General features: G+C 62.7%; 22 protein-coding genes. 14 read left to right on the forward strand and 8 right to left on the reverse strand.

Translation table 11 applies throughout. From position 1 onward, the window contains the following. Positions 1-138 precede the first annotated feature (138 nt). Both lepA and hemW read left to right on the forward strand, forming a co-directional pair. On the forward strand, positions 139-1,992 hold the full coding sequence (lepA, locus tag ACIPY2_RS03900; RefSeq protein ID WP_144658906.1) for a translation elongation factor 4: 1,854 nt from the start codon (positions 139-141) through the stop codon (positions 1,990-1,992). Next, the gene (hemW, locus tag ACIPY2_RS03905) at positions 1,993-3,222 is read left to right on the forward strand and encodes a radical SAM family heme chaperone HemW (protein WP_400265033.1); all 1,230 of its coding nucleotides are present in this window, start codon (positions 1,993-1,995) and stop codon (positions 3,220-3,222) included. It begins immediately after the preceding gene. Positions 3,223-3,250: 28 nt separating this feature from the next. Here hemW and ACIPY2_RS03910 read toward each other — a convergent pair whose 3' ends face one another. Together ACIPY2_RS03910 and ACIPY2_RS03915 are read right to left on the reverse strand one after the other, a co-directional pair. Further along, positions 3,251-3,664 carry a DUF4870 domain-containing protein gene (locus ACIPY2_RS03910; protein ID WP_400265034.1) on the reverse strand — a complete coding sequence of 138 codons (414 nt, stop codon included), beginning with the start codon at positions 3,662-3,664 and terminating at the stop codon, positions 3,251-3,253. Positions 3,665-3,795: 131 nt separating this feature from the next. Further along, positions 3,796-4,647, reverse strand: coding sequence for a DUF3097 domain-containing protein (locus ACIPY2_RS03915; RefSeq protein WP_400265112.1), 852 nt, complete (start codon positions 4,645-4,647; stop codon positions 3,796-3,798). Positions 4,648-4,878: 231 nt separating this feature from the next. Here ACIPY2_RS03915 and hrcA point away from each other — a divergent pair, with 231 nt between their 5' ends. Genes hrcA through ACIPY2_RS03930 form a run of 3 tightly spaced genes read left to right on the forward strand, consistent with a single transcriptional unit; the run spans position 4,879 to position 7,840 of the window. After that, positions 4,879-5,886 (forward strand): heat-inducible transcriptional repressor HrcA, encoded by a 1,008-nt coding sequence (gene hrcA, locus ACIPY2_RS03920; RefSeq protein ID WP_400265035.1) that lies wholly within the window; start codon positions 4,879-4,881, stop codon positions 5,884-5,886. A gap of 50 nt (positions 5,887-5,936) precedes the next feature. Further along, positions 5,937-7,067 carry a molecular chaperone DnaJ gene (gene dnaJ / locus ACIPY2_RS03925; protein WP_400265036.1) on the forward strand — a complete coding sequence of 377 codons (1,131 nt, stop codon included), beginning with the start codon at positions 5,937-5,939 and terminating at the stop codon, positions 7,065-7,067. A 2-nt stretch (positions 7,068-7,069) separates the two neighbouring features. Then, positions 7,070-7,840 carry a 16S rRNA (uracil(1498)-N(3))-methyltransferase gene (locus tag ACIPY2_RS03930; protein ID WP_400265037.1) on the forward strand — a complete coding sequence of 257 codons (771 nt, stop codon included), beginning with the start codon at positions 7,070-7,072 and terminating at the stop codon, positions 7,838-7,840. 11 nt (positions 7,841-7,851) lie between these two features. On the opposite strand, the gene ACIPY2_RS03935 is transcribed toward ACIPY2_RS03930, so the two are convergent. After that, positions 7,852-8,721 (reverse strand): GerMN domain-containing protein, encoded by an 870-nt coding sequence (locus ACIPY2_RS03935; protein WP_400265038.1) that lies wholly within the window; start codon positions 8,719-8,721, stop codon positions 7,852-7,854. Positions 8,722-9,131: 410 nt separating this feature from the next. On the opposite strand from ACIPY2_RS03935, the gene ACIPY2_RS03940 reads away from it, so the two are divergent. The 5 genes from ACIPY2_RS03940 to ACIPY2_RS03960 all read left to right on the forward strand — a co-directional run bounded on the left by ACIPY2_RS03940 (position 9,132) and on the right by ACIPY2_RS03960 (position 14,628). Further along, complete coding sequence (locus ACIPY2_RS03940) at positions 9,132-10,211, forward strand: PhoH family protein (protein ID WP_400265039.1); 1,080 nt, start codon at positions 9,132-9,134, stop codon at positions 10,209-10,211. After that, positions 10,208-10,681: an rRNA maturation RNase YbeY gene (gene ybeY, locus ACIPY2_RS03945; RefSeq protein WP_400265040.1), complete on the forward strand. Its 474-nt coding sequence runs from the start codon at positions 10,208-10,210 to the stop codon at positions 10,679-10,681. Before ACIPY2_RS03940 ends, ybeY begins: the two co-directional genes overlap by 4 nt. Continuing rightward, positions 10,678-12,009, forward strand: coding sequence for a hemolysin family protein (locus ACIPY2_RS03950; RefSeq protein ID WP_400265041.1), 1,332 nt, complete (start codon positions 10,678-10,680; stop codon positions 12,007-12,009). The genes ybeY and ACIPY2_RS03950 overlap by 4 nt, the downstream gene beginning before the upstream one ends. Then, on the forward strand, positions 11,993-12,955 hold the full coding sequence (era, locus tag ACIPY2_RS03955) for a GTPase Era (RefSeq protein ID WP_400265042.1): 963 nt from the start codon (positions 11,993-11,995) through the stop codon (positions 12,953-12,955). Before ACIPY2_RS03950 ends, era begins: the two co-directional genes overlap by 17 nt. 197 nt (positions 12,956-13,152) lie before the next feature. Further along, the gene (locus tag ACIPY2_RS03960) at positions 13,153-14,628 is read left to right on the forward strand and encodes an LCP family protein (RefSeq protein WP_400265043.1); all 1,476 of its coding nucleotides are present in this window, start codon (positions 13,153-13,155) and stop codon (positions 14,626-14,628) included. Positions 14,629-14,696: 68 nt separating this feature from the next. Here ACIPY2_RS03960 and ACIPY2_RS03965 read toward each other — a convergent pair whose 3' ends face one another. After that, positions 14,697-16,649, reverse strand: coding sequence for a M13 family metallopeptidase (locus tag ACIPY2_RS03965; RefSeq protein ID WP_400265044.1), 1,953 nt, complete (start codon positions 16,647-16,649; stop codon positions 14,697-14,699). Between the two features lie 250 nt (positions 16,650-16,899). Between ACIPY2_RS03965 and leuA the strand changes: the two genes are divergently transcribed. The 3 genes from leuA to ACIPY2_RS03980 all read left to right on the forward strand — a co-directional run bounded on the left by leuA (position 16,900) and on the right by ACIPY2_RS03980 (position 20,304). Further along, positions 16,900-18,639 (forward strand): 2-isopropylmalate synthase, encoded by a 1,740-nt coding sequence (gene leuA / locus ACIPY2_RS03970; RefSeq protein ID WP_400265045.1) that lies wholly within the window; start codon positions 16,900-16,902, stop codon positions 18,637-18,639. A 73-nt stretch (positions 18,640-18,712) separates the two neighbouring features. After that, positions 18,713-19,483, forward strand: a complete 771-nt coding sequence (gene recO / locus ACIPY2_RS03975) for a DNA repair protein RecO (RefSeq protein WP_400265046.1) — start codon at positions 18,713-18,715, stop codon at positions 19,481-19,483. Positions 19,484-19,485: 2 nt separating this feature from the next. Continuing rightward, a complete protein-coding gene (locus ACIPY2_RS03980; protein WP_400265047.1) occupies positions 19,486-20,304 on the forward strand; it encodes an isoprenyl transferase in 819 nt (272 codons plus the stop codon). Positions 20,305-20,348: 44 nt separating this feature from the next. Here ACIPY2_RS03980 and ACIPY2_RS03985 read toward each other — a convergent pair whose 3' ends face one another. Genes ACIPY2_RS03985 through ACIPY2_RS03995 form a run of 3 tightly spaced genes read right to left on the reverse strand, consistent with a single transcriptional unit; the run spans position 20,349 to position 24,145 of the window. Next, positions 20,349-21,422 carry an alpha/beta hydrolase gene (locus ACIPY2_RS03985; RefSeq protein ID WP_400265048.1) on the reverse strand — a complete coding sequence of 358 codons (1,074 nt, stop codon included), beginning with the start codon at positions 21,420-21,422 and terminating at the stop codon, positions 20,349-20,351. Next, entirely contained in the window at positions 21,419-22,456 is a 1,038-nt protein-coding gene (locus ACIPY2_RS03990; RefSeq protein WP_400265049.1) for an alpha/beta hydrolase, read from the reverse strand. Before ACIPY2_RS03990 ends, ACIPY2_RS03985 begins: the two co-directional genes overlap by 4 nt. 9 nt (positions 22,457-22,465) lie before the next feature. Continuing rightward, complete coding sequence (locus ACIPY2_RS03995) at positions 22,466-24,145, reverse strand: FAD-binding dehydrogenase (RefSeq protein WP_400265050.1); 1,680 nt, start codon at positions 24,143-24,145, stop codon at positions 22,466-22,468. Between the two features lie 67 nt (positions 24,146-24,212). Between ACIPY2_RS03995 and ACIPY2_RS04000 the strand changes: the two genes are divergently transcribed. Continuing rightward, positions 24,213-25,289, forward strand: a complete 1,077-nt coding sequence (locus ACIPY2_RS04000) for a quinone-dependent dihydroorotate dehydrogenase (RefSeq protein WP_400265051.1) — start codon at positions 24,213-24,215, stop codon at positions 25,287-25,289. 60 nt (positions 25,290-25,349) lie between these two features. Here ACIPY2_RS04000 and ACIPY2_RS04005 read toward each other — a convergent pair whose 3' ends face one another. Beyond that, a complete protein-coding gene (locus ACIPY2_RS04005) occupies positions 25,350-25,943 on the reverse strand; it encodes a DUF3043 domain-containing protein (RefSeq protein ID WP_400265052.1) in 594 nt (197 codons plus the stop codon). Between the last annotated feature and the right edge of the window lie 35 nt (positions 25,944-25,978).

Here is a 25,978-nt window from a genome sequence, read left to right on the forward strand (position 1 = left end):
TCAGGTGCGGATGCGCCGCAATGTACGTGGAACCGCCGGTTCGTGGGACACTGGAGGATCAGAGATGCGGTATTTCCTTTGCTGGCCCATGCCCGGCTTGAGGCTCAACCGCGTGAATGCCGACAGTTAGGACCTTGCGTGTCTCCCATGGCCCGCACCGCACCGGTGCCCGCCGCAACAGATCCGGCCATCATCCGGAACTTCTGCATCATTGCCCACATTGACCACGGTAAGTCCACCTTGGCCGACCGCATGCTGCAGTTCACCGGCGTCGTTCAGCAACGCGACATGAAGGCCCAGTACCTGGACCGCATGGACATTGAACGTGAGCGCGGCATCACCATCAAGTCGCAGGCTGTCCGCATGCCTTGGGAACTTGATGGCACCAGCTACGCCCTGAACATGATCGACACCCCGGGCCACGTCGACTTCACGTACGAGGTCTCCCGGTCCCTGGCAGCCTGCGAGGGCGCGATCCTGCTGGTTGACGCGGCGCAGGGCATCGAGGCCCAGACGTTGGCCAACCTGTACCTGGCGATGGAAAACAACCTCACCATCATTCCGGTTTTGAACAAGATCGACCTCCCAGCGGCGCAACCGGAGAAGTACGCGGCTGAGCTTGCAAACCTCATCGGCGGAGACCCGGAGGATGTGCTCAAGGTTTCCGGTAAAACCGGTGTAGGCGTTGAGGCGCTGCTGGACAAGATTGTCCGCGACCTTCCGGCACCTGTTGGCAATCCCGACGCGCCCGCGCGTGCCATGATCTTTGACTCCGTCTATGACACCTACCGTGGCGTCGTCACCTACGTCCGTGTGGTTGACGGCAAGCTTCACCCACGCGAACGCATCCAGATGATGTCAACCCGCGCAACCCACGAACTCCTCGAAATAGGGGTGAGCTCGCCTGAGCCCACCCCGTCAAAGGGCCTGGGTGTGGGTGAGGTGGGATACCTCATCACCGGCGTGAAGGATGTCCGTCAGTCCAAGGTTGGCGATACTGTCACCAACCAGGCCAAGCCGGCCTCGGAATCCCTGAGCGGCTACGCCGATGCGAAGCCGATGGTGTTCTCCGGCCTCTACCCCTTGGATGGCACGGACTACCCGGTGCTTCGCGACGCATTGGAAAAGCTGATGCTCAACGACGCCGCCTTGGTCTACGAGCCTGAGACCTCGGCTGCGCTGGGCTTCGGCTTCCGTGTTGGCTTCCTTGGGTTGCTGCACCTTGAAATCACTCGCGAGCGTTTGGAACGCGAGTACAACCTCGACCTCATTTCCACTGCACCCAACGTGGAGTACGAGGTCACCCTGGAAGACAAGCGGGTTGTCCACGTCACCAACCCCAGCGAGTACCCCACGGGCAAAATTGCCGAAGTTCGTGAGCCGATGGTCTCCGCCACCGTCCTGGCGCCCAATGAGTTCGTCGGTGCCATCATGGAGCTGTGCCAAAGCCGCCGCGGCCAGATGAAGGGCATGGACTACCTGTCCGAGGACCGCGTCGAACTCCGTTACTGGATCCCGCTGGCCGAGATTGTCTTCGACTTCTTCGATCTGCTGAAATCCAAGACGCGCGGCTACGCCTCGCTGGACTGGAAGGCCGACGGCGAGCAAGTGGCAGACCTCGTCAAGGTCGACATCCTGCTCCAGGGCGAACAGGTGGACGCCTTCAGCGCCATCACCCACCGCGACAAGGCCTACGCCTACGGTGTGATGATGACCGGAAAACTCCGCGAACTCATTCCGCGGCAGCAGTTCGAGGTGCCCATCCAGGCTGCCATCGGCTCCCGCATCATCGCGCGCGAGAGCATCCGGGCCATCCGCAAGGATGTTCTTGCCAAGTGCTACGGCGGTGACATCACCCGTAAGCGCAAGCTGCTCGAAAAGCAGAAAGAAGGCAAGAAGCGCATGAAGATGGTTGGCCGTGTTGAGGTGCCCCAGGAAGCCTTCATCGCAGCGCTGACCACCGACGAGTCCAAGGACAAGGCCAAGAAGTAAATGCCCAGCGTCCTACCTTTGGGCGATCCGGCACCTGCGGACGGCATCTTGCCGCCGCAGGTGCTGGACGGCGTAGAGCAGCGCAAATTCGGTCTCTACGTGCACATCCCGTTCTGTGCTGTCCGCTGCGGCTACTGCGACTTCAACACCTACACGGCCACCGAGCTGGGCGGCGGTGCGTCGCAGGATGCCTATGCGTCGACGGCGGTCTCCGAACTCGGATTCGCGGCTGCGGCCCTTGATGCCTCGAGCCTCCCGCGTCGGCCCCTCAGCACTGTCTTCTTCGGAGGCGGCACGCCCACCCTCCTGCCCGCGGAAGATTTGGCGCAGATCCTTCGTGCTGCCGTAGGCCATTGGGGTCTTGAGCCCGGCGCCGAGGTGACCACCGAGGCCAATCCGGATTCCGTGACTCCGGAGTCGCTGAGGCTGTTAGCTGACGCCGGCTTCACCAGGGTTTCCTTTGGCATGCAGTCGGCCGTGCCGCATGTTCTTAAAGTGCTGGACCGTACCCACACCCCGAGCCGGGTGCCGCAGGTGGTGCAGTGGGCCCGCGAGGCAGGCCTGTCTGTCAGCCTGGACTTGATCTACGGGACCCCCGGGGAGTCCATGGAGGATTGGGAACTCTCGCTCAAGACGGCACTGTCCTACGAGCCCGATCACATCAGCGCCTATGCGCTGATAGTTGAGGATGGCACCAAGCTTGCCGCGCAGATCAGGCGCGGCCAAGTGCCCGGAATCGACGACGACGACCACGCCGCCAAATATGAGCTGGCGGATCAAATGATCTCAGCGTCAGGCCTGGATTGGTACGAGGTCAGCAATTGGGCCCGGACCCCGGAACAAGCCTGCAGGCACAACCTGGCCTATTGGCGCGGTGACGATTGGTGGGGGATCGGGCCGGGAGCGCACTCGCATGTAGGCGGCGTGCGGTGGTGGAACGTCAAGCATCCCACGGCCTATGCGGCCAGGTTGGCGGCCGGGAGTTCGCCCGCCGCAGGCAGGGAAACGCTCGACGCCGGAACCCGGGAAGTGGAGCGCATCATGCTGGAAGCCCGGCTTGGTTCCGGGCTCGCGGTGGATGCGCTGGATAAGGTGGGCCGGCACGCCGTGGCAGGCCTCATAGCTGACAAGCTCGTGGACCCGGCCGCTGCCTTCAAGGGCCGGTTGGTGTTGACCCTCAAAGGCCGGCTGCTGGCCGATGCCGTGGTGCGCCGGATCCTGCCGGACTAACGCCTTTACCCGGGACCGGGCGGGCCTGTTACTTGATCCAGCGCAGATTGAAGCGGTAGCGGTGTGGTTGACCGTGGTTCACCCGGATTCCCGCCGAGACGGAGAAGCAGGTCAGTGCTACCCAGATCGCGGTGGCGATCACCGCAAAGATGTTTCCAACCACAGGCAACAGGACCAGAAGGTTTGCCAGAACGGCCGCAATCGTGGGGGGAAGCGTGAAGTTCAAGGCTTCCTTGGACTCCTGTGCGGTGAAGGGACCGCGTTCCCGGAAAATCAGGTAGATCAGCAAGGACGGCAGGCAACCCAGGATGCCGCCGAAGTGCGCAAGGGTAGCCCACTGGCGGTCCTCGCCCGCGGTCAGCGGGAGTGCGTTTGCAGGTGCACCATGATACTGGGGCTGGCCTGCGGCCCTGCCCGGTTCTTCTGGAGCGTTCTCTGCCACGGTGTCTTCCCTTTGCTGTAAAAATGTTGCGGTGTTGCTGTCCCAGAATACTGGGTCGAGGCTGCTTCGGAAGACCACGGCCTCCTTGAAGGGGTTGGTGTCACATGCCGCGGAATGGCTTGCGGCCCGGTCTAAGGGGCCGTGAGGAAGTCGATCACTTCCTCGACCCGGCCCAGCAAAGAAGCCTCAAGATCGGCGTAGCTCCGCACGGCGCCAAGCAAGCGTTGCCAGCCCAGCCCGATGTCTTCCGCTGTCTGGTGAGGCCAGCCAAAGGCCCTGAGGATCCCTGTTTTCCAGTCGACCCCTCGCGGGACCGCCGGCCATTCGGGGATCCCAAGTACCTTGGGGCGGATGGCCTGCCAGACGTCCACGTAAGGGTGTCCGACGATCAGGACATTGCCGGCCGCGCCTGGGACCGTCATGGCCTCGGCCGCGATCCGGGATTCCTTTGAGCCTGCCACCAAGTGGTCCACGAGGATCCCGAGCTTGCGCTGCGGTCCGGGCCCGAAGGATGCAATGGCTGACTTGAGGTCGTCCACGCCGTGGAGGGGCTCCACCACGATGCCCTCAACGCGGAGATCGTCGCCCCATACCTTCTCCACGAGTTCGGCGTCGTGCTTGCCTTCCACCCAGATGCGGCTGGCCTTGGCCACCTGGGCCCGTTGGCCCTGAACGCGGACGGAGCCGGAGGCCGTACGCCCGGCCGGAACTGCGCCTGCGGGCACTCTCGCTGCCGGGGGCATCAGCTGTATCGGTGCACCTTCGAGGAGGAACCCGAACCCCAGTTGGAAGGACTTGACCTTTCCACGTCTGTCCTCGAGGGAAACAATGTGCATGCCGCCGGACTTTTCAACCCGGACCACTTCCCCTACCCAGCCTGACTGGACATCTTCAAGGACCATTCCGCGCTGGACGGGCACTTCCGGCAGTTTTCGCTTGGCCGGTGCCGTCAGGTCCTGCGGACCCCAAGTGTCGAAAGCCAAGGAGCTCATACCTCTTTGCGCTGGGAATCCAGCCGGGCACGCGGATGCCGCCGGCCCCGCTGCGGATGGGGGCAGCGGACGGTTTCAATGCTAGCAACGCGGTGGCCCATACTAGACTTGTTAGCACTTGGGCATGTTGAGTGCTAAGCAGATGGTGATGGTGATGTGTTTTTTTGAAGGTCCCCCAGGCGCCGGCCGCGTGGACCCGGATGGTCGTCAGGAGGTGTTGCAATGAGTGAGCCGCGCAAACTGGAAGTCTTGCGGGCCATCGTTGAGGACTACGTGCATTCCCGTGAGCCTGTCGGGTCGAAGGCTCTGGTGGAGCGCCACCACCTCGGTGTTTCCAGCGCCACCATCCGCAACGACATGGCGGTTTTGGAAGAAGAAGGACTCATCGCCGCTCCCCACACCAGCGCGGGCCGTATCCCCACGGACAAGGGTTACCGCCTCTTCGTGGACCGGATTTCGCAGGTGAAGCCCTTGTCCGCTGCTGAGCGCAGGGCCATCCATTCGCTCCTGGAGGGGCCGGATGACCTTGACGACATTCTTGAGCGGACCGTGCGGCTCCTTTCGCAGCTGACCAACCAGGTCGCCGTCGTGCAGTATCCACATTCAAAGCGGGCGCTGGTCCGCCACGTGGAGTTTGTGCTGCTGGCCCCGAAGCAGGTGCTGGCGGTCCTGATAGCGGACACCGGCAGCGTGGGACAAAAGGTCGTCGACGCCGGTGCGGACGTCAGCAACGAGGCCCTGATGGTGCTGCGCTCCAGGTTCCTTGGAAGCATCGCCGGAACCCAACTCGATTTGCTCCCCCAGGTCCTTCCCTCCGTTGTGGCCTTATGCCCTCCTGAACTCCGCGGTGCAGCGCAGGCCCTGGCCGTGGGACTGCAGGCGCTGAGCGACACCAGCCGCGAAGAGCGGATCCTCATGGCGGGAACCGCAAACCTCGCCCGCTCCAACGTGGACTTCCCGCTGAGCATCGGTCCGGTACTTGAGGCCCTTGAGGAACAAGTGGTCATGCTTCGGTTGTTGTCGGACATGGGGGACGACCCGCGCGGAGTCACGGTCAGCATCGGACGGGAAAATCCGTACGACGGTCTTGCCGAAGCTTCAGTCGTGGCCACCGGCTACGGCTCCGGGGCGAAAGTGGGCATCCTGGGACCAACCCGCATGGACTACCCCACAACCATGGCCGCCGTTCGCGCCGTGGCCCGTTACCTTTCCCGAATCCTCGGCGGCTGACACCAGCCGCCGCCAATGAACCGCAGTACAACAAGGAAGAGATACCGACTTTGAGCAGCCACTATGACGTTTTGGGAGTCTCCCCGGAAGCCACCGGAGAAGAGATCAAAAAGGCGTACCGCAAGTTGGCGCGAAAACTGCACCCCGACGTCAACCCCGGGGAAGATGTCGCGGAACAGTTCAAGGCAGTAACGCACGCCTACGAAGTCCTGTCAGACCCGCAAAAGCGTCGGGTCTACGACGCCACTGGCAACGAAAACGGAACGGACAACGGCTTCGGCGGGGGTTACTCCGGCCAGGGCTTCGCCTTCCAGGACATCTTTGACACGTTCTTCGGTGGTGGGGGCGGCGGCCACGCCGGGCCCGCTTCACGCGTGCGCCGCGGCCAGGACGCGCTTATCAGCGTCAGGATCGACCTGAAGGACGCCGTCTTCGGTGTCAACAAGAAACTCGAAGTCGACACTGCAGTCACCTGCCCCACGTGTGATGGCAGCTGCTGCCGTCCCGGCACCCACCCTGAACGTTGCGATATCTGCGGCGGCAGCGGCCAGGTACAGCGTGCAGTGCGTTCCATCCTTGGCCAGGTCATGACAACGGCGCCCTGTGGCTCCTGCGAAGGTTTCGGGACCATCATCAAGGACCCCTGCAACGAGTGCAACGACCAAGGACGTATCCGCAGCCGCCGATCCCTGACCATCAAGGTCCCGGCCGGCGTGGCAACGGGCACGCGCATCCAGTTGTCGGGACAGGGAGAAGCCGGCCCCGCAGGCGGTCCTGCGGGCGACCTGTATGTGGAGATCCGCGTCAACAGCGATTCGACGTATGTCCGTGAAGGCGACGACCTGCATGCGACGCTGAGCGTTCCCATGACGGCGGCGGCGCTGGGTACCGAACTCAGCCTCGAAACGTTCGACGGACCCCAGGAAATCGACGTCAAGGCCGGCACGCAATCGGGCGAGATCATTACGCTTCGAGGCCTCGGCGTGACGCACCTTCGCGGCTACGGGCGTGGCGACCTGAAGGTCCATCTCCACGTCGAGACGCCCGGAAAGCTCGATGCGGCCCAGGAAGACCTGCTCCGGCAGCTCGCCAAGCTGCGGGGGGAGCAATTCACTGAAGGCAAGCTCGTGGCCAGCGGTGGCATGTTCGCCAAGCTCCGGGACAAGCTCGGTAACCTGTAGCGGTGAGCAATCCCGTTTTCTTCGTCCCTGCCGGAAGCCTGGACGGGACCGGTCCCGGGTCCCTGTTTGTCCTCGAGGGTTCCGAGGCCAGGCATGCCGTGACGGTCAAGCGCCTTGGTATTGGCGAGCCCGTGGATATCGTGGACGGCGCCGGCGCCAGGCTGACAGGCATCGTCTCCGACGCCGGGCCAGGCACTTTGTCCGTTACGGCGTCCACGGTGGTCTTCGAAGAAGCCCCTGCAGTCCGGCTGGTCCTGGTTCAGGCACTCGCAAAAGGTGACCGGGACGAACTTGCCATTGAGACGGCCACCGAACTGGGCATTGACGCCGTGGTGCCCTGGCAGGCGGAACGCTCCATTGTCCGTTGGAAGGGCGAGAGGGCTGCCAGGGCCCACGCGAAATGGCAGTCGGTGGTTACGGCCGCCGCCAAGCAGGCCAGGAGGGCCTGGATTCCGGAGGTGCGCGCCGCGCTCGACTCTGCTGCCTTGGCCAAGGCGGTGGCTGCCGCTGACCTCGCTGTCATCCTGCACGAGGACGCAAAGAACCCGCTCCGTACGGTCCTTGAAGGCGCCTCCGAATGGGCAGCGGGGGAGGCGCCCCGCGAGGTGCTGCTGATCGTGGGCCCCGAAGGTGGTATTTCTCCCAGGGAGGTAACCCGGTTCAGCGATGCAGGTGCCGTTACCGCACTGTTGGGACACCATGTGTTGCGGTCATCAACGGCAGGACCGGCCGCCGTCGTGCTGGCGAGCGACATCCTGGGCCGCTGGAGCTAAAAGGCCTGGCGTCAGTTGACGCTGAAGAGCTTCGTATCGAGTGTGGACTCGTCGGAGTGCCCGGAGTCGTCTCCCTGAGCGACCCGGAGTTCGTATTTTCCTGGCTTGAGGTTCGCGCTGAAGGAGAAGACCCCGAATTGGCCCGGTTCGCCGACAGCCTTGACCTGGCCCGTCAGGAGGCTGGTCCGAGTGCCGCTCCCGTTGTCCTGGAGGATCTGCCAGTTGACCGGTTTGGAGCTGTCTGTGATTCGGCCGTTCACCTTGATTGTCCCCGCGGCCAATGTGGTGTCTTCCTGTGGATCGATGATCCACACCGGTGCCACCAGGGATGCATCGCGGGCCATCGGCTGGCCAAGCTTCACTTGACCGAAGGCCATGAAATCCGTATGGCCATCCACCAGGATGACCACCTGAATCTGCTGGCCGGAGTTGATCAGGCCCGAGGACGAGGCTGCAGCGGTGGCCGTGTACACCAATTGCTGGATTGCGCGTTGGGCCATGCCGGCGTCGAGGTTGGAGTTGAAGGCGTCCCGCGAGATGTCCACAGTGATCACGTTCTTGCCCGAGATTGACGTGGCGAGACTACCGGGTTCCTGCCAGGGCGTGAAGAAGTCGTGGTCCAGCGGTTTTTCGGCCATCATGATCCGGAGCGCCGTGGTTACGGGGTTCTCGTCGCCGGAGATGTCCCGGAACTCCCGGTATAGGTAGACGTTGTCCTTGCTCCGGCCGATCCAGTAGACAGGGATCTTGGTGGACGCCTGGGTGGTTTCCAAGGGGGCGTTGCTGGCTGGAGCGTCCTGGACGCTTACCGCGGGGCTCGTTGTCACAGGCGTGGTTCCGCCGTTGGCGATGCATCCCGTCAGGAGGAGGACAGCAAGCATCGCCGGGGCGGCAATCGCGGACCTTGACAGGTGTCGCGCGCCCTTGTGCTGGTTTGCTCGCTGGGTGATGGGTGTTCCTTGCTTAGCGGCCCGTGAAGGCCGGTTTCTGCGCGGGCCCTCTTATGCCCGCCTTGCCAGCTTGGCATATGAACGACGACGGACGGCGGGGTTTGGCGGGCACCGCCACCAACTGAAACAGGATTGATATCCGCTTGATGCCGAGTTGAGACAAAATGTCGAGGCCCTGCCGCGGGCCAGGCTGTCCGGGTGCTGGAGGTTCCCATGTGCCGGGGCTGGCGTAGGATTGAAGGCATTCCGGCAAAAGGCCGGGCCCTTTTATCGGCCCTGCCCGGATCGTCGGATATAACGCGAAGGACAACCGGAGGAGAACAGGCCGTACGGCCAGCACTATGAGTGAATCCCTGAATGGGCGGCTGAGGACCGGTAACGGGAACCCAGCGGCCGCCGAGTTCCCGCACACATTACCGGGCACGCGCACGGAAATCGTCACGTTCGACAACTCCGATCAGATGGTTCATTCGCTGGGCAGCCATGATGAGGCCTTGCGCTATATCGAGGATCAATTCCCTGATGTGAACTTCCACGTTCGGGGCAACGAACTTTCCATGTCCGGACCCTCAACGGTTATTCCCCGGATCATGCGCCTCCTCGAGGAGGTCCGTGGACTGGTGGCCAGGGGGACCGTGGTGACTCCCGATGTGCTGCAACAGCTGGTTTCGCTGCTGCGCAGCCAGTCGGTCCAGAATCCGGTGGATGTCCTCACCCACAACATCCTTTCCAGCAGGGGCAAGACCATCCGCCCCAAGACGCTGAACCAAAAGAATTACGTCGATGCCATCGACGAGAACACCGTCATCTTCGGGATTGGGCCAGCCGGTACGGGCAAGACTTACCTCGCGATGGCGAAGGCCGTGCAGGCCCTGCAGAACAAGGAAGTCAGCCGCATCATCCTGACGCGGCCCGCAGTCGAAGCCGGTGAGCGCCTGGGATTCCTTCCCGGCACCCTGAGCGACAAGATCGACCCCTACCTGCGGCCTCTGTACGACGCCCTGCATGACATGATGGACCCCGAATCCATCCCGCGCCTGATGGCGGCGGGCACCATCGAAGTGGCTCCGCTGGCTTACATGCGCGGACGCACGCTCAACGACGCCTTCATCATTCTGGATGAGGCGCAGAACACCACCCCGGAGCAGATGAAGATGTTCCTGACCAGGCTGGGCTTCGGGTCCAAGATGGTGGTCACCGGTGACGTCACCCAGATCGACTTGCCCTTCGGGGCAACATCCGGGCTGCGAATCGTCCGGGAGATTCTCAGCGGCATCGATGACGTGAACTTTTCGATCCTTGAGGCAAGCGACGTCGTCAGGCACCGGCTGGTGGCGGACATTGTTTCTGCCTACAGCAAATGGGACGACGCCCACAGGCCTGGCGCTGCCGCCCAACACAAACGTGGAGAACGTAAATGAGCATTGAAGTAAACAACGAGTCCGGCGTGGAGGTGGATGAAGCCCAGCTGGTGACGTTGTCCCGCTTCATCTTTGAGCGCTTGTACATCCACCCCCAGGCCGAGCTGTCCATCCTGCTCGTGGATGAAGCAGCGATGGAAAAGCTGCACATTGAACTGATGGACGAACCCGGTGCCACCGATGTCCTGTCAGTCCCCATGGACGAGCTGACGCCCGGAACCCCGGATAAGCCCGCTCCCCAGGGAATGCTGGGCGATATTGCCATCTGCCCGCAAGTAGCCGAGGTCCAGGCGCGGAATGCAGGACACCCGACGCAGGACGAAATGCTCCTGCTCACCACCCACGGCATCCTCCACCTCCTTGGGTTCGACCACGCAGAGCCGGAGGAAAAGGAAGAGATGTTTGGCCTGCAGCGTGAATTGCTGTCTGAGTTCCTGGGCAAGGATGCCCCCATGGAGACCATGCAGTGACCTCGCTCATCCTGGTCGGCATGGCGCTGGTTTTCCTTAGCTTTGTCGCCTTGCTGACCGCGGCCGAGGCAGCCTTCAACTTCCTGCCCAGGCACGAGGCCGAGCAATCGGTCCATCGAAGCAAGGGCAAGGCCCTTGGAAGTATCCTCAAGAACCCGGTCGCCCACATCAGGGCACTCAGGTTTTGGCGCGTCTGGTTCGAGATGGCAGCCGCGGTGGCTGTCGCCGTCGTTCTTCACAGCCTGCTGGACAACGTGTGGCTCGCCGGCCTGGCCGCCACGGGCATCATGGCGATCATCGGATTCGTGCTGGTCGGGGTATCGCCCCGGCAGCTGGGACGCGCACATTCGGGTCCCGTGGTCCGTTTCACGGCGCCCCTGATCAGGTTCCTTTGCTGGATCCTCGGGCCCATTCCCGGTTGGCTGGTGGCCTTGGGTACTGCCGTGGCGCCGGGGGCACCGGCCGGCGACGACGCCTTCGTCAGCGAGGAAGAGTTCCGTGAGTTCGTGGACCGTGCCGCCGAATCGGACATGATCGAAGACAACGAGGCGGAACTGATCCATTCCGTCTTCGACTTCGGCGATACTTTGGTCCGCTCGGTCATGGTTCCGCGTACCGACATCGTCAGCATCGGCACCGGCTCGGGGCTGGAAGCGGCCATGGCTTTGTTCCTGCGGTCCGGCTATTCCCGGATTCCGGTCATCGGAGAGAACACCGACCAGATCAAGGGAATCCTTTACCTTAAGGACGTGGCAGCGGCACTGCACCGTACCGAGCCCCACCTGCAACCGCACGACGTCGACTCTTTGGCCCGCGAGGTCCGTTACGTTCCCGAGTCCAAGCCGGTGAGCGACCTCCTTACCGAACTGCAGAAGGAATCCACGCACGTTGCGATCGTGATCGACGAGTACGGCGGCACCGCCGGGCTGGTGACCCTTGAAGACCTCATCGAGGAGATCGTCGGTGAAATCGTGGACGAGTACGACTCTGCCGCGGAAGAGGCGGTTGACCTCGGCGACGGCACCTATCGGGTGAGTTCGCGGATGAGCATCGATGACCTCGGGGAACTGTTCGGCATCGACCTGGACGACGACGAGGTGGACACCGTGGGTGGCCTGCTTGCCAAAGCCTTGGGGCAGGTCCCGATCGTTGGCAGTTCCGTGGAAGTGAGCGGAGTTTCGCTGAAGGCCGATAGGCTTGAGGGTCGCCGAAACCGGGTCAGCCACATCATTGCGGCGGCGATGCCAAAAGAAGAAACTGACCTTGAAGACCTTCTTGACGAGGCAGAAACAACGCAACAGGGAGTTCCACGTGAGCAAGCAAAGTAATAAATTCGACGCCGATCATGATTTCGGCGGCTTCCACGCGGGATTCTCGGTCTTGGTGGGCCGCCCGAACGCCGGAAAATCGACGCTGACCAACGCGCTGGTGGGCCAGAAGGTTGCCATCACCTCGGCCAAGCCGCAAACCACCCGCCACACGATCCGCGGCATCGTCCACCGTGAGGACGCCCAGCTGATCCTCGTTGACACACCTGGCCTGCACCGGCCGCGCACATTGCTGGGCAAGCGCCTCAACGAACTCGTGGCAGATACCCTGGCGGAAGTTGATGCGATCGGTTTCTGCCTTCCGGCCAACGAGAAGATCGGTCCCGGCGACAAGTACATTGCCGCGCAGTTGGCAGCCGTAGGCCGCAAGCCCATTGTTGCCATCGTGACCAAAACGGACCTCGTGGACCGGCAAGCCCTCACCGAACAACTCCTCGCGGTGGCCGAACTCGGCCGTGAAGTCCTCGGTGGCCAGGGCTGGGCGGACGTCGTCCCCGTTTCTGCGGCAGACGGATTCCAGGTCAATACAGTAGCGGATGTCCTCATCGGCCACATGCCGTCGTCGCCACCCCTCTATCCGGACGGAGAATTGACCGACGAACCGGAAGCCGTCATGATCGCCGAACTTATCCGCGAAGCGGCGCTTGAAGGTGTCCGCGACGAACTTCCCCACTCCCTGGCTGTGGTTGTGGAAGAAATTGTGCCCCGGGAAGGGCGCACCGAAGACAACCCCTTGCTTGATGTCCGGGTAAATCTCTACGTGGAGCGTCCGTCCCAGAAGGCCATCATCATCGGCAAGGGCGGGAGCCGCCTGCGCGAAGTGGGCACCAATGCCCGCAAGGGCATCGAGACGTTGCTTGGGACCCGGATTTACCTGGATCTGCACGTCAAAGTGGCCAAGGACTGGCAGCGCGACCCCAAGCAATTGGTCAAACTGGGCTTCTGACCTGCCAAGAATCACCGGCGTGGGAAGTTGCCCGATAGGCAACTTCCCAGAAACGGCCATTATGATTGCGGGGATCCACGTGTTTGAGGAAAGGTAACCGAATAGTGCGACGTCGTGAAGCCCGGTCGCAGGGCGCCGGCACCGCTGCTCCCGGCGCGGCGCGCCATGGAGGAGATCCGGAGGCGACTCCGCGGCACATGAACGCGCCCAAAGGTCTTCCCTTATGGCTGAAGATCGTCACGGGCGTTGTCTCGGTTGCCTTGGTTGCCGGAGTTGCCTTTACCGCTTTCTGGTTCATCCGCCTCCAAAACAACATCACCAAGGCTCCCTTGAGCGCCGGAGACACCCGCGACACCGGCGATGCCGTGGTCAATGACAAGACGGACCGGCTCCAGATCCTGATCTTGGGTTCGGATACCCGTGACGGCAAGAACTCCCAGTACGGCACGTCGGAGGACTCCACCGGTTACGGGCATTCGGACGTCATGATGCTCCTGGACATCTCCGCGGACAACAAACGCGTCAGTGTCATGAGCTTTCCGCGTGACCTCCTCGTGGATGTTCCGCAATGCACGGACCGTAAAACCAACCAGACATTCCCCGCACGCAACGGGGTCATGATCAACGAGGCCATGGCCGAGGCCGGCATCGGTTGCGCCGTGGATACGATCAACAAGCTCACCGGACTTAAGGTCGACCACTTCATGATGGCCGACTTCAATGCCGTCAAGGAACTGTCCAAGGCAGTAGGCGGCGTCGATGTTTGCGTCAGCGATCCCGTTTTCGACCCCGACTCCGGACTCCGTTTGGCCAAGGGCAACTCCCAGGTTGAGGGCGAGCAGGCCTTGTCCTTCCTTCGTACACGGCACGCCTTTGGTGATGGTGGCGACCTCGGCCGGATCAAGGGACAGCAGGCATTCCTTTCATCCCTGACCAGGAAGTTGAAGTCCGAGGGCACCTTGGGCAATCCTCAGCGGCTCTTGCAGATTGCCGACGTCGTGACCCAGAACCTCACCGTTGACGAAGGGCTGGCATCCGTGCCGACCCTCCTGACCATTGGTGGACGGCTGAAGGACATTGATGTGTCCAAGGTGGCCTTCGTCTCGGTGCCCACCCAGCCTGCAGCCATCGATCCCAACCGGCTTGAGCTGGTTGAACCCCAGGCTTCGCAGCTTTTCGCGGCCCTGCGGGCGGACCTTGATTTGACCAACCCCGGCGCAACGTCGAGTCCCTCGGCCTCAGCTGCGCCCACAGGCACGGCAGCTCCTCCCACCACTGCAGCTCCGCCTGCGCCGGCCTACAACAAGGCTATCCAGCCAGTGGCCGTGGCAAACGGCAGCGGTGTGGGCACGCGCGCCCAGGAAATCCTGGCTGTCCTGACCGGCAACGGATTCACACAGGCCGTTTCCTACTTGGCCAACCCGGTGGAACAGACAGTGGTCTACTACGGTGCCGATTTTGCCGACGTTGCCACGGATGTCGCCGCACTGTACGGAATTCCGGCTACTCAGGTCAAGCAGGCAGCAGGTGTGTCCGGTGTGCAGGTTTACGTCGGTACTGACTTTGCCTCCGGGACCGCGTACGGGGCCGCCTCGGTGCCCACCGACGTGGTCAACCAGACTGCCAAAGACGCTGTGTGCCAGCAGGTGAATCCGCTCTACATCACCCAGTAGCGCGCAACTGTCCCAACTGAAAGTGGCCGGGTCCCCAACGGGATCCGGCCACTTCGGGTTTGGGAGCTTTACCAGATGCTGACGCGCTCGGCAGGCGCCAGGTACATCTTGTCCTCGGGGGTGACCCCGAATGCCTCATGGAAAGCATCGAGGTTTCGCACGATCGCGTTGGTCCTGAATTCGTTGGGGGAGTGGGGGTCCGTCGCGAGCCGGCGGATGGCTTCCTCCGTGCGGATCACCTGCCGCCAACCTGCTGCCCAGGACATGAAGAAGCGCTGGTAGCCCGTGAACCCGTCGATTACTTCCGGTTCGGCGCCGTTGAGGCTCAGGAGGTAGGCCTTGTAAGCGATCGTCATGCCGCCAAGGTCTCCGATGTTTTCCCCAAGCGTCAGCTTTCCGTTGACCTTGTGGTCCGGGGCAGCATACGGGGACAGGGCGTCATACTGTGCTACGAGCTTGGCCGTACGCGATTCAAAGGCGGCCCGGTCTTCCTCGGTCCACCAGTTCCGGAGGGCTCCGCTGCCGTCGAACTGGGAGCCTTGGTCATCAAAGCCGTGGCCGATTTCGTGGCCAATGACTGCGCCGATGCCGCCGTAGTTCACGGCGTCGTCTGCTTCCGCGTTGAAGAAGGGCGGCTGCAGGATGGCTGCGGGAAAGACAATCTCGTTGAGCATCGGGTGGTAGTAGGCATTAACTGTTTGCGGCGTCATGAGCCACTTGTCCAGGTCCACAGGCTTGCCGATCTCGTCCAAGTGCCGGTCGATATCAGCGTTATGCGCGCGCTCCACGTTGCCCAAGAGGTCATGGGGATCGATTTCGACTGCGGAGTAATCGATCCACTTTTCGGGGAACCCGATCTTCGGACGGAACGCTTCAAGTTTCTTGAGGGCTTCTGCCTTGGTGGCTTCGCCCATCCATTCCAAGGACGAGATACTCTCCCGGTAGGCCTCGATCAGGTTGGACACGAGTGTCTGCATGCGCGCCTTGTGGCCTGCGGGGAAATGCCGTTCCACGTAGATCTGGCCCACAGCCTCGCCAAGGGCACCTTCGACAACCGCAACTCCCCGCTTCCAACGCTCCTTGTTCTGCGGCGTCCCGCTAAGGGCCGTCCCGTAGAAATCGAAATTCGTTGCCACGAAGTCAGCCGAAAGATAAGGCGCGGCGGAGGAAAGAACACGCAGTGCCAGCCATTCTTTCCAGGTCTCCAGCGCGGTGGTTTCCAAGAGGGTCGAAGCCCCGGCAAAGAAGTCCGGGGTGCTGACCACGAGTTCTTTGCGCTTGGCGGGGTCGATCCCGGCAGCATCGAACCAGGTGTTCAGCAGGGGAAACAGTGAGGCCGCTTCTTCGGCCGACTTGAGGTTGTACGTCTTTTGGGGGTCCCGCAGGGTGACGTTGTCCCAGTGGTGGGATGCAAGGGACTTCTCAAGTTCCACAATTCGTTCGGCGGCAGCAGCAGGGTCGGGGGCTCCGGCCAGGCCGAAAAGCTTGGAAATGTATTCCCTATAAGCGCCGACTATGGGTGCGAACTTGTCGTCGCGGTAGTAGGACTCATCGGGCAGCCCTAGTCCACCTTGTCCGATGTAGAGCAGGATGCGTTCGGGATTGCCGGCGTCGGGGGCAGGGTAGATGCCGAACAGCCCGGAGACGTCAGAGCGGAAGAGGCGACCGGCGAGGGCAACCAGATCCTCCACTGAGCCCAGGTTCCGGACGTCTTCGAGGCGCTGCCGGATGGGATCCAGGCCCTTGGCTTCCACCGCGGCCTCGTCCATGAAGCTCGCGTAGAGTCCGCCGATCTGCTTTTCGACGCCGGTAGCCGCTTCGCCCTTGCCGGCGGCCTCTTCGATAATCGCCTTAACGGCGAGTTCCGCTTCGTCGCGCAGCGCCGTGAAGGTTCCCTCGAGTGGCCTGTCGTCAGGGATTGTTGTGCTGTTCAGCCAAGCGCCGTTGACGTGTTGGTAGAGGTCGTCCTGCGGCCGGACGTTCGTGTCGATGTTGGAAAGAGTGATCCCCGACTGTGGCACTGTGGCTCCTTGTGTGGACGCTGCAGCCGGCGTTGCCACCGTCGCGGCGTCTGCATAGTGGACGTTGCATTGGGTGTTGCAATGTCATCATACGCACCGTGTTACTGTGAACTTGTGCGTGCGGAAATGCTTCTTCTTAGCTGCCGCGGCGAGGCCTGAAAGCTAACTGAAAGCTGGGCCATCCTCGCCGCGGAGTTTCGTTGTGCCCGGCTAAGCTTTCACTTAGTTCTTAGAGAAAAGGCCACACGACATGCGCAATGCACAAAAGCCCTCAGGTATGCCGATCCACCGCTATGTCCCGTTCCAGGACCAGATCACGGTGGAGGTGCCGGACCGCACTTGGCCGGACAAGGTCATCACCAAAGCCCCGCGCTGGTGCGCCGTCGACCTGCGGGACGGAAACCAGGCGTTGATCGACCCCATGAGCCCGGCCCGCAAGCTGAAGATGTTCCAGCTGCTGGTGAAGATGGGATACAAGGAAATCGAGGTCGGTTTTCCCTCGGCCTCGCAGACGGACTTTGATTTTGTCCGTCAGCTGATCGAGGGCGGCCACATCCCCGATGACGTCACCATCCAAGTGCTGACCCAGGCCCGGGAGCACCTGATTGAACGGACCTATGAGTCCCTGGTGGGTGCCAAGCAGGCAATTGTCCACCTCTACAACTCCACCTCGGTCCTCCAGCGCCGCGTTGTCTTCAACCAGGACGAAGACGGCATCCTGGATATTGCCTTGCAGGGCGCACGCTTGTGCAAAAAGTATGAAGAGACCCTGACGGACACCCACATCACTTACGAGTACTCGCCCGAGTCCTTTACCGGTACCGAGCTCGAGTACGCGGCACGCGTTTGCAACGCCATTGCCGATGTCTTCGAAGCTTCCGCTGATAAGCAGGTCATCATCAACCTGCCCGCCACGGTTGAGATGGCCACGCCCAACGTTTATGCCGACTCGATCGAGTGGATGCACAGGAACCTGCACCCCCGGGAAGGCATCATCATTTCCCTGCACCCGCACAACGACCGTGGTACAGGCGTCGCGGCGGCGGAACTCGGCTACCTGGCAGGAGCGGACCGTATTGAGGGTTGCCTGTTCGGGAACGGCGAGCGTACCGGCAACGTCGACCTCGTGACTCTGGGCCTGAACATGCTGGTTCAGGGCGTAGATCCCATGATCGACTTCTCCGATATCGACGAGGTACGGCGAACGGTGGAGTACTGCAACCAGTTGCCCGTTCCCGAGCGTTCTCCCTACGGTGGCGACCTCGTCTTCACGGCCTTCTCCGGATCGCATCAGGACGCCATCAAGAAGGGGTTCGAGGCCCTGGAGAAGGACGCAGCAGCGGCGGGTGTTCCCGTGGACGACTTCACTTGGCAGGTTCCGTACCTGCCCATCGACCCCAAGGACCTGGGCCGAAGCTACGAGGCCGTCATCCGGGTCAACTCGCAGTCCGGCAAGGGCGGTGTGGCGTACCTGCTCAAGAACGAGCACAACCTGGACTTGCCGCGCCGCGCCCAGATTGAGTTCTCCGGCGTCATCCAGCGCCGCACCGATGCCGTAGGCGGCGAAGTCAGCGGCGCACAGCTGTGGCAGATCTTCCAGGACGAGTACCTGCCTTCGGACGAGGAACAGTCGCAGTGGGGACGCTACTCGCTGGGCAGTATCAGCACCGAAACCGACGAGTCCGGCGCTGTGACAATGAACGCCAACCTCCGCATCGATGGCGCAGAGGTGCGCAGGACCGGCCATGGCAATGGTCCGATCGCAGCGCTGCTGGACATCCTGCATCACGACGGCGTGGACGTCCGTGTACTCGATTACAGCGAGCACGCGCTGTCCGAGGGCGGAAGTGCAAGTGCGGCCGCCTACGTAGAGTGTGCTGTTGGCGAACGGGTCCTGTGGGGTGTGGGAATCGACCCCAGCACCACCACGTCCTCGTTGAAAGCCCTGATCTCCGCCGTGAACCGGGCAGTCCGGGACGCCCAGGCCTGATGCGCAGATTGCCGTGTGGTGACGTGGCAATCCGTCACCACACGGCCCGGCGGTCATTCCCCGGGGCTACCGGATGCGAAGATTAGGTGTGGCCAATCCTTCGTCCTTCGCAGCACGTTCTTACAGGGACGATGCCGTGGTGCTTCGCACCCATAAACTTGGCGAAGCGGACAGGATCATCACCCTGTTAACCAAACACCACGGGCAAGTTCGGGCTGTGGCAAAAGGAGTGCGCAGGACCAGCAGCCGCTTTGGTGCCCGGCTTGAGCCGTTCATGGTGGCGGACTTGCAGCTCGTTTCCGGACGCTCGCTCGACATCGTCACGCAGGCGATCGCAAAGGGTGCCTATGGCAGCAGCATCGCAGCGGACTATGGACGTTTTACCGTAGCGGCAGCGATGACCGAAACCGCCGAGAAACTAACGGACGCGGATGCCGAGTCGGGAACGGCGCAGTACAACCTCCTCGTGGGTGCGCTGGCCGCATTGAGCCGCTCGGAACACCCTCCTGAGCTCATCCTGGACTCCTACCTTTTGCGTGCCTTGGCGACCGGCGGCTGGGCGCCGAGCTTCACGGACTGTGCCCGTTGCGGCAGGCCGGGACCGCACACGGCTTTCGCCGCCCCTCTCGGAGGCATGGTCTGTGTTGATTGCCGGCCGCCGGGGTCGCCTGCGCCGGCACCCGAAACAGTTCTTTTGCTCGGTGCGCTGCTCACCGGAAATTGGAGCGTAGCGGATGGTTCCGATCCGCGGCATCGCCGGGAGGCCGCCGGCCTGGTGGCCAGCTATTTGCAATGGCATTTGGAACGCGCCGTGAAATCACTTAAACACGTGGAGCGAAGCTGACAGTGGTACCTGGAAAAAAGAACAATGGCCGCACACGGACCCAACCGGTAGCGGCGCCGTACAAGCATCCCTCCGGAGCCGTGCCGCCGCAGATACCGCAGGAATTGATCCCCCAACACGTAGCTATCGTCATGGACGGGAACGGCCGTTGGGCCAACCAGCGGGGACTGCCCCGCGTAGAAGGCCATAAGGCCGGCGAGCCAGCATTGCTGGACGTCATGGCGGGGGCTATCGAGCTCGGCGTCAAATACGTGAGCGTCTATGCGTTTTCCACTGAGAACTGGCGGAGGTCCCCGGAGGAGGTCCGCTTCCTCATGGGATTTAACAAGGAAGTGCTACGCCGGCAGAGGAACCAACTCGATGAATGGGGAGTCCGCATCCGTTGGGCCGGTCGCAAGCCAAAGCTATGGGGGTCGGTTATTCGCGAACTCCAAGAGGCCGAGGAATACACGCGGGGCAATGAAACCTGCACGTTGACCATGTGTGTTAACTACGGTGGCCGGGCCGAAATCGCCGACGCCGTCTCGGCCATTGCGCGGGACGTCGCCGCAGGCATCCTGAAGCCGGGAGCGGTCAGCGAAAAGACCATCCAGAAATACTTGGACGAACCCGACCTCCCCGACGTTGACCTCTTCCTCCGGAGTTCAGGTGAACAGCGGCTTTCAAATTTCCTCTTGTGGCAGTCTGCTTATGCCGAGTTTGTCTTCATGGACACCCTGTGGCCGGATGTGGACAGGCGCACTCTTTGGGAGGCCGTAGAGATCTACGCCAAGCGCGATAGGCGGTATGGCGGCGCCGTGGATGCCGCTCCGGCGAAATGACTGGCACGCCCGTGCTTTTTCAGCGTTCGTAAGCGTAGGAAGCGCTAATACGGGTAGGAGGAGAGCCACACGGCGACGTCGTGGAAAGCCTGCTGGCGGATTGTCCTGCGTGACAGGAAGACGTCGTGCAGTGCCCCCGGGTACCGGAAGACTGCGGTCCTGCGTCCCAGCCCCAAGGCCCGCCTGGCTGTTTCCTCTACGTCGATCACTGCATCGGCGCGCATGAGGTCCGCCGTCCATTCGGCCTGGATCCGGGTGCGTCCGGACAGCAGAACCAGCACCGGGGCGTCGATGTTGAGTTTTCTTTCCACCGCGCTGTGTCCGGCGAGAACTGCCTTGGTCCACCCCGCGCGGATGGGAAACGAGGCGCGCGGCCGCCACTCCGGGTCCAGGTACCACTCTCCATGGGCCTGGCTGCTGACGCTCTCCCAATAGGCGGGCATGTCAGGAAACCGGAAGGGGCGCTTGGGGTCGGTCCGGGCAAAGGGCTCAACCAAATGCATGGCAATACTCCGCACCAGGCTGCTTCCCTGCAGTTCCAGCCATGGTGAGTTAAGAACCAACGTGCCGATGCGCCCGGGGTTCCTGTCTGCCCACAGGGAGGCGATCAGGCCGCCAAGGGAGTGTGCCACGAGGTGGATGGTCGGTGGAACGTTATTACCGGTCCGGGCTGCCACATCTTGCTCGATCCGGGCCAAGGCGGCTGCAATGTCGGCGTCGTAGACGGCCAGGTCGGAAGCGTATCCGGGCGTCTGCCCGGGAAGGAGGCTACGGCCGAACTTGCGCAGATCCAGCGCATAGAAGTGGAAACCCGAAGCCGTGAGGTGTTCAGCGAGTTCGGTCTGCAGGAAGTAGTCGGCCCAACCATGGAGGTAGAGGACGGCACGCGGGGCCGCTGCGGCGTCCGGCTCCACGCGCCGTCGGCGCCGCTTGGTAAACGCCGGGAAGAAGTCGAGAATGCCGTGGGGGAGTGGTGCCGCTGCTGACGGAACATGCCGGACAAGCGTTGCTTTGACCGCGCCTTCCTCATCCGGAGGCAGCGGCAGGTCGAGGCGTTCGAACCCATGTCCCAGCACATCGGGCTGCCAAGTGGTCAGGGTTTCATCAGTCGTGGTCATTCGTCCCCAATGCTCCGTGCGGGCGTCGTGTCGTCCGTCATGTATCCCTTGATCCAGCGTGCCAGGCGTGCATAGGCGTCGGCCCTGACTTCCGGAGCGGAAAGAAACACGTCGTGCAGGCCCCCTTCAATCCGTTCCAGTGTGACACTCCGGCCCAGGGCCATTGCGCGCATTGCAATCACGTCTACGTCCAGTACGGCATCGGAGCGTCGCATCGATTCCTGCCAGACCATACCGTTGGCGCTGGCTGCTGACGTGAGAACAAGTACGGGGATCTCCAGGCCGAGGCCTCGTGCCACTTGGCTGTGGCCTGCCAGCACAGCCTTAAGCCAACCCGCCCTGACGGGGAAAGCGAAGGGCGGCCTGTACCGTTCATCGAGCGGCCATTCGCCCTCGGCGGTGACGCTGATGCTGCGGAAGTAGAAGCCCCGTTCCGGAAGCCGCAGCACCATCTCGGGTCGCAGGCGGGCCAGCGGTGCCACCATGGCCTGTGTTGCCAGGCGCCCGATTGAGCTCCCGTGCATTTCCAGCCATGGGCTGTTCAAGATCAGGGACTGGACAATTCCGGGGTGCCGCCGGGCCCACAAAGCTGCCACGAGGCCGCCGGTGGAATGTCCCATGAGTGCCAGGTTTCCGTTGCCTCCGCCCGTGGCGGTGTCCCGGACCAGTGCCAGCGCCTGGTTGATTTCGGTGTCATAGTCGGAGAGGTCGGCTACGTAGCCTCCGACGGTCCGGGAGTCCAGGTTCCTGCCGTGATTGTGCATGTCCAGTGCATAGAATTCGTAGCCTTGGCGGGCCCAGAACTGTGCCAATTCCACATTGAAGAAATAGTCGCTCCAGCCATGGAGAAACAGGACTGCACCTGGACCGGCGTCGTGGTTTCGGGAACCGGTGCCGTCCGGGGCGGTAGCGGCGTCTTCGCGGCCCGGACGGTACCGGACCAGCGTGGCACGGCGCACGGCGCCGTCCGCCCCCTCGGTTTCCAGGGTGCAGGACTGGAAGTCTGCGCCGAGGATGTCAGTGGACCATTCCATGCCCTCAGCTTAGACACTGGCCGCCGCCTCCGTGCCTGCAACCCTGCCGGTGAGAAGGCAACTGCCGAGGAAGGTACCTTCCAGGGCCCAGTAGCCGTGAATACCCCCGCCACCGAATCCGGCGGCTTCGCCGGCGGCATAAAGACCGGTGACCGGGTGGCCATCGATGCCCAGGACCCTGGAACGGAGATCGGTTTGCAAACCGCCGAGGCTCTTCCGGGTGACCACGGAAAGGCGGATGGCAATGAGGGGGCCATGCTCCGGATCAGTGAGCCGGTGCGGGGGAGCGACCCTCATGAGCCTGTCCGTCGCAAAGCGGCGGGCGGCCCGGATTGCGGCAAGCTGCGGATCCTTGCCGAGGCCGCTCGACACCTGGAGGTCGCGGGCAGAGACTAATGCCTGCAGGTCTGCGGCACTGATGAGTTCGCCACCAGCGAGGTTGTTCATCCGCCCCGCCAACTCGGTAATGGAAGATCCCTGCACGAAGTCGACGCCCCTCTGCAGGAAGCGTTCAATGGGAGTGTCTCCGCCGGGCTTCAGGCGTGAAAGCAGGAGCCGGATATCCTTGCCTGTCAGGTCGGGATTCTGCTCGGACCCCGAAAGCGCCAGTTCCTTCAAGGCGATGGTCCTGTTGAGGACGAACCACGAATGGCTGTGCCCCGTCGCGGCAATGTGTTGGAGAGCCCCTTGGGAATCGAAGCCGGGAAACAGGGGTGCCGGAAGTTGCCGCCCTTCCGCATCCAGCCAAAGGGACGACGGTCCCGGGAGGATCCGGATGCCATGCATGGGCCACACCGGATCATGGTTGTGGATACCCTCCGGGTAATGCCACATGCGGTCGCCGTTGATCAGGTTTGCACGCACAGATGCGGCGACGCGAAGGAATTCTCCGTCCACCGAGGCTGGGACACCGCTGAGCATGTAATCCGGTGCCTGGCCTCCGGGCCACTGGCTTCGAACGGCGTCATGGTTGCCGCCGATTCCGCCCGTGGTCACCACCACGGCACCTGCCGCGGCCTGGAAATGCCCGACGACGGTCCTCGTCGAACGCTCGCCGCGCGCCGCCGTCGAGGGTTCCAGGACTTCACCGGCGACGGCGGTTACAGCGCCGGAGTCCTGCACCAGGGATGAGGCCCGATGACGGTAATGAAGACTGATGCGGCCGGCGGCCACACCCTCGCGCACCTTGTCCAGGAAGGGCCTGACGACGGCGGGACCTGTTCCCCAAGCTACGTGGAAACGCGGAACGGTATTTCCGTGACCAAGCGGTCCGTAACCGCCACGCTCCGCCCATTGGACGAGGGGGAAAAAGCCGACTCCCAGGTTCTTGAGCCACGAGCGCATCGGGCCGGCTGCGAAGTCCACGTAGGCCTCTGCCCAAGATCGGCCATAAGCATCTTCCGGGCGGTCGAAGGCCGCGGATGCCAGCCAGTCCCCGAGGGCCAGTTCGGCGCTGTCTTTGACACCCAGGCGGCGTTGCTCGGGGGTGCCAACCATGAACAGGCCGCCGAATGACCAATGGGCCTGCCCACCGGACGATGCGGCGGGTTCCTGGTCCACTATGGCAACCCGTTTGCCTGCTGCATAGGCCATGGAAGCTGCAACCAGCCCGGAAAGCCCGGCTCCGATCACCAGGACATCGGTTTCATAGCGCAACACATGATGTTGATCACGATCCTGGAGTGACATGGCTACATGCTAGCCGCACCCGGGTCATGGGTTTGGTCTGCTGTGGCTGAACCGGAAAACTAGGAGCATGCGTGTTTACCCCACCTTTTTCAAGCTCGCCTTCTCCTGGATGGATGCGGAGAAAGCCCACAAGATCGGCTTCCAGGCCATTCGGGCCGCCCACCGAAGCGGTGCCGGGCGTGTCCTGGCCAGGCTGACAGCGCCGGACACTTCGCTGCGGACGCATGCACTTGGCCTGACGTTCCCTTCCCCCTTCGGCCTCGCAGCAGGCTTCGACAAGGAGGGTCACGGGATCGAGGCCCTCGCCGAGCTCGGCTTCGGGCACGTCGAAGTGGGTACCATCACCGGCCAAGCCCAGCCGGGCAACGAGAAACCCCGATTGTTCCGCTTGATCGAGGACCGGGCTGTCATAAACCGCATGGGCTTCAATAATGACGGCGCGGCCGCAGTGGCACCGAGGCTCCGGGCTGCGAGGGCTGCCCTGCAGCGGAAGTACGCTTCCGTTCGGCCAATCATCGGAGTCAACATCGGAAAAACCAAGGTCGTGGAACTTGATGACGCCATCGAGGATTATCTCGTCAGCGCGCGCAGCCTGGCGCCGGCTGCGGACTACCTCGTAGTGAATGTCAGCTCGCCGAATACGCCGGGACTGCGGCTGCTGCAGAACGTCGAGACACTTCGTCCGCTCCTCAGGTCCGTTGGCGACGCGGCCGACGAGGCAGCAGGGCGGCACGTTCCCCTCCTGGTCAAGATTGCTCCGGACCTGAGCGACGAGGACATCGACGACGTCGCCCGCCTGGCACTGGATCTCAAACTTGACGGGATCATTGCCACGAATACAACGATCGGCAGGGACGGCCTATCAAGCGATTCCGCCAAGGTGCAGTCACTGGGTGCGGGCGGCCTCTCGGGCGCGCCGCTGAAGCAGCGTTCCCTGGAGGTGCTGCGCAGGCTGAAACAAGCCGTCGGCGACCAACTTGTGCTCATTGCCGTTGGTGGTGTGGAGACGGCCGCGGATGTACAGGAGCGGCTGGACGCGGGGGCCACCCTCGTTCAGGGTTACACGGCTTTTCTCTACGAAGGACCGTTCTGGGCATCGTCGATCAATAAGGGCCTCGCAAAAATACGCCGGGCAGCTCCCTGATTATCCTTGGCAAAAAAAGACCCCGGACCGATGGTCCGGGGTCTTTTGTCAGTGGTTGTGTCAGGACGGGTACTGCCCGCGCTTGACCAAGGGCTTGGGAAGGCGAAGCTTACGGAACTGCAACGCGCGCATGCAGCCGTACCAAACAGTGCCGCGTTCCACCTCGCCGAATTTCGCAACGAGGCGCTTGCGCAGTTGGCGGGAAAGAATGAACGCGTCCACAAACACCGCCAGGAACATGATCCAGAATCCGATAAGCACGTAGGAGATCTGGTCGCTGCTGGGCGGAACCACCAAGGAAATCACCACAAAGAGCAGGGCGCCGAACATCAGGTATTCGCCCAGGCTGAACCTTGCGTCTACGAAGTCACGGACAAAGCGCTTCTGGGGTCCCTTGTCGCGCAGCGGAAGGTATTTCTCATCGCCGGTGTCCAGGGCCTGGCGCATCTTCTGCCGCTGGTCCTGGATGGCGACACGTTCGGCCTCTTTGGACGCCTTGCGGTCGGTGGGGACCAAGGGCCGCTTTCGAGCTGCCTCCTGAACCTTCCGTTTGGGCGTGGGTGCGCCCTTCCCGACGAGGGGCTCCTGGGCGGCGGCGTGGGCCTGGTCTACTACTGACTGAGCGCTTGGCTCTTCCTTTTTGCGTCCGAACACCACTACAGAATACAGCGCGGGCAGGTGGCGCACGT

Source organism: Paenarthrobacter sp. NPDC089675, assembly GCF_044749185.1.
Taxonomy (GTDB): Bacteria; Actinomycetota; Actinomycetes; order Actinomycetales; family Micrococcaceae; genus Arthrobacter.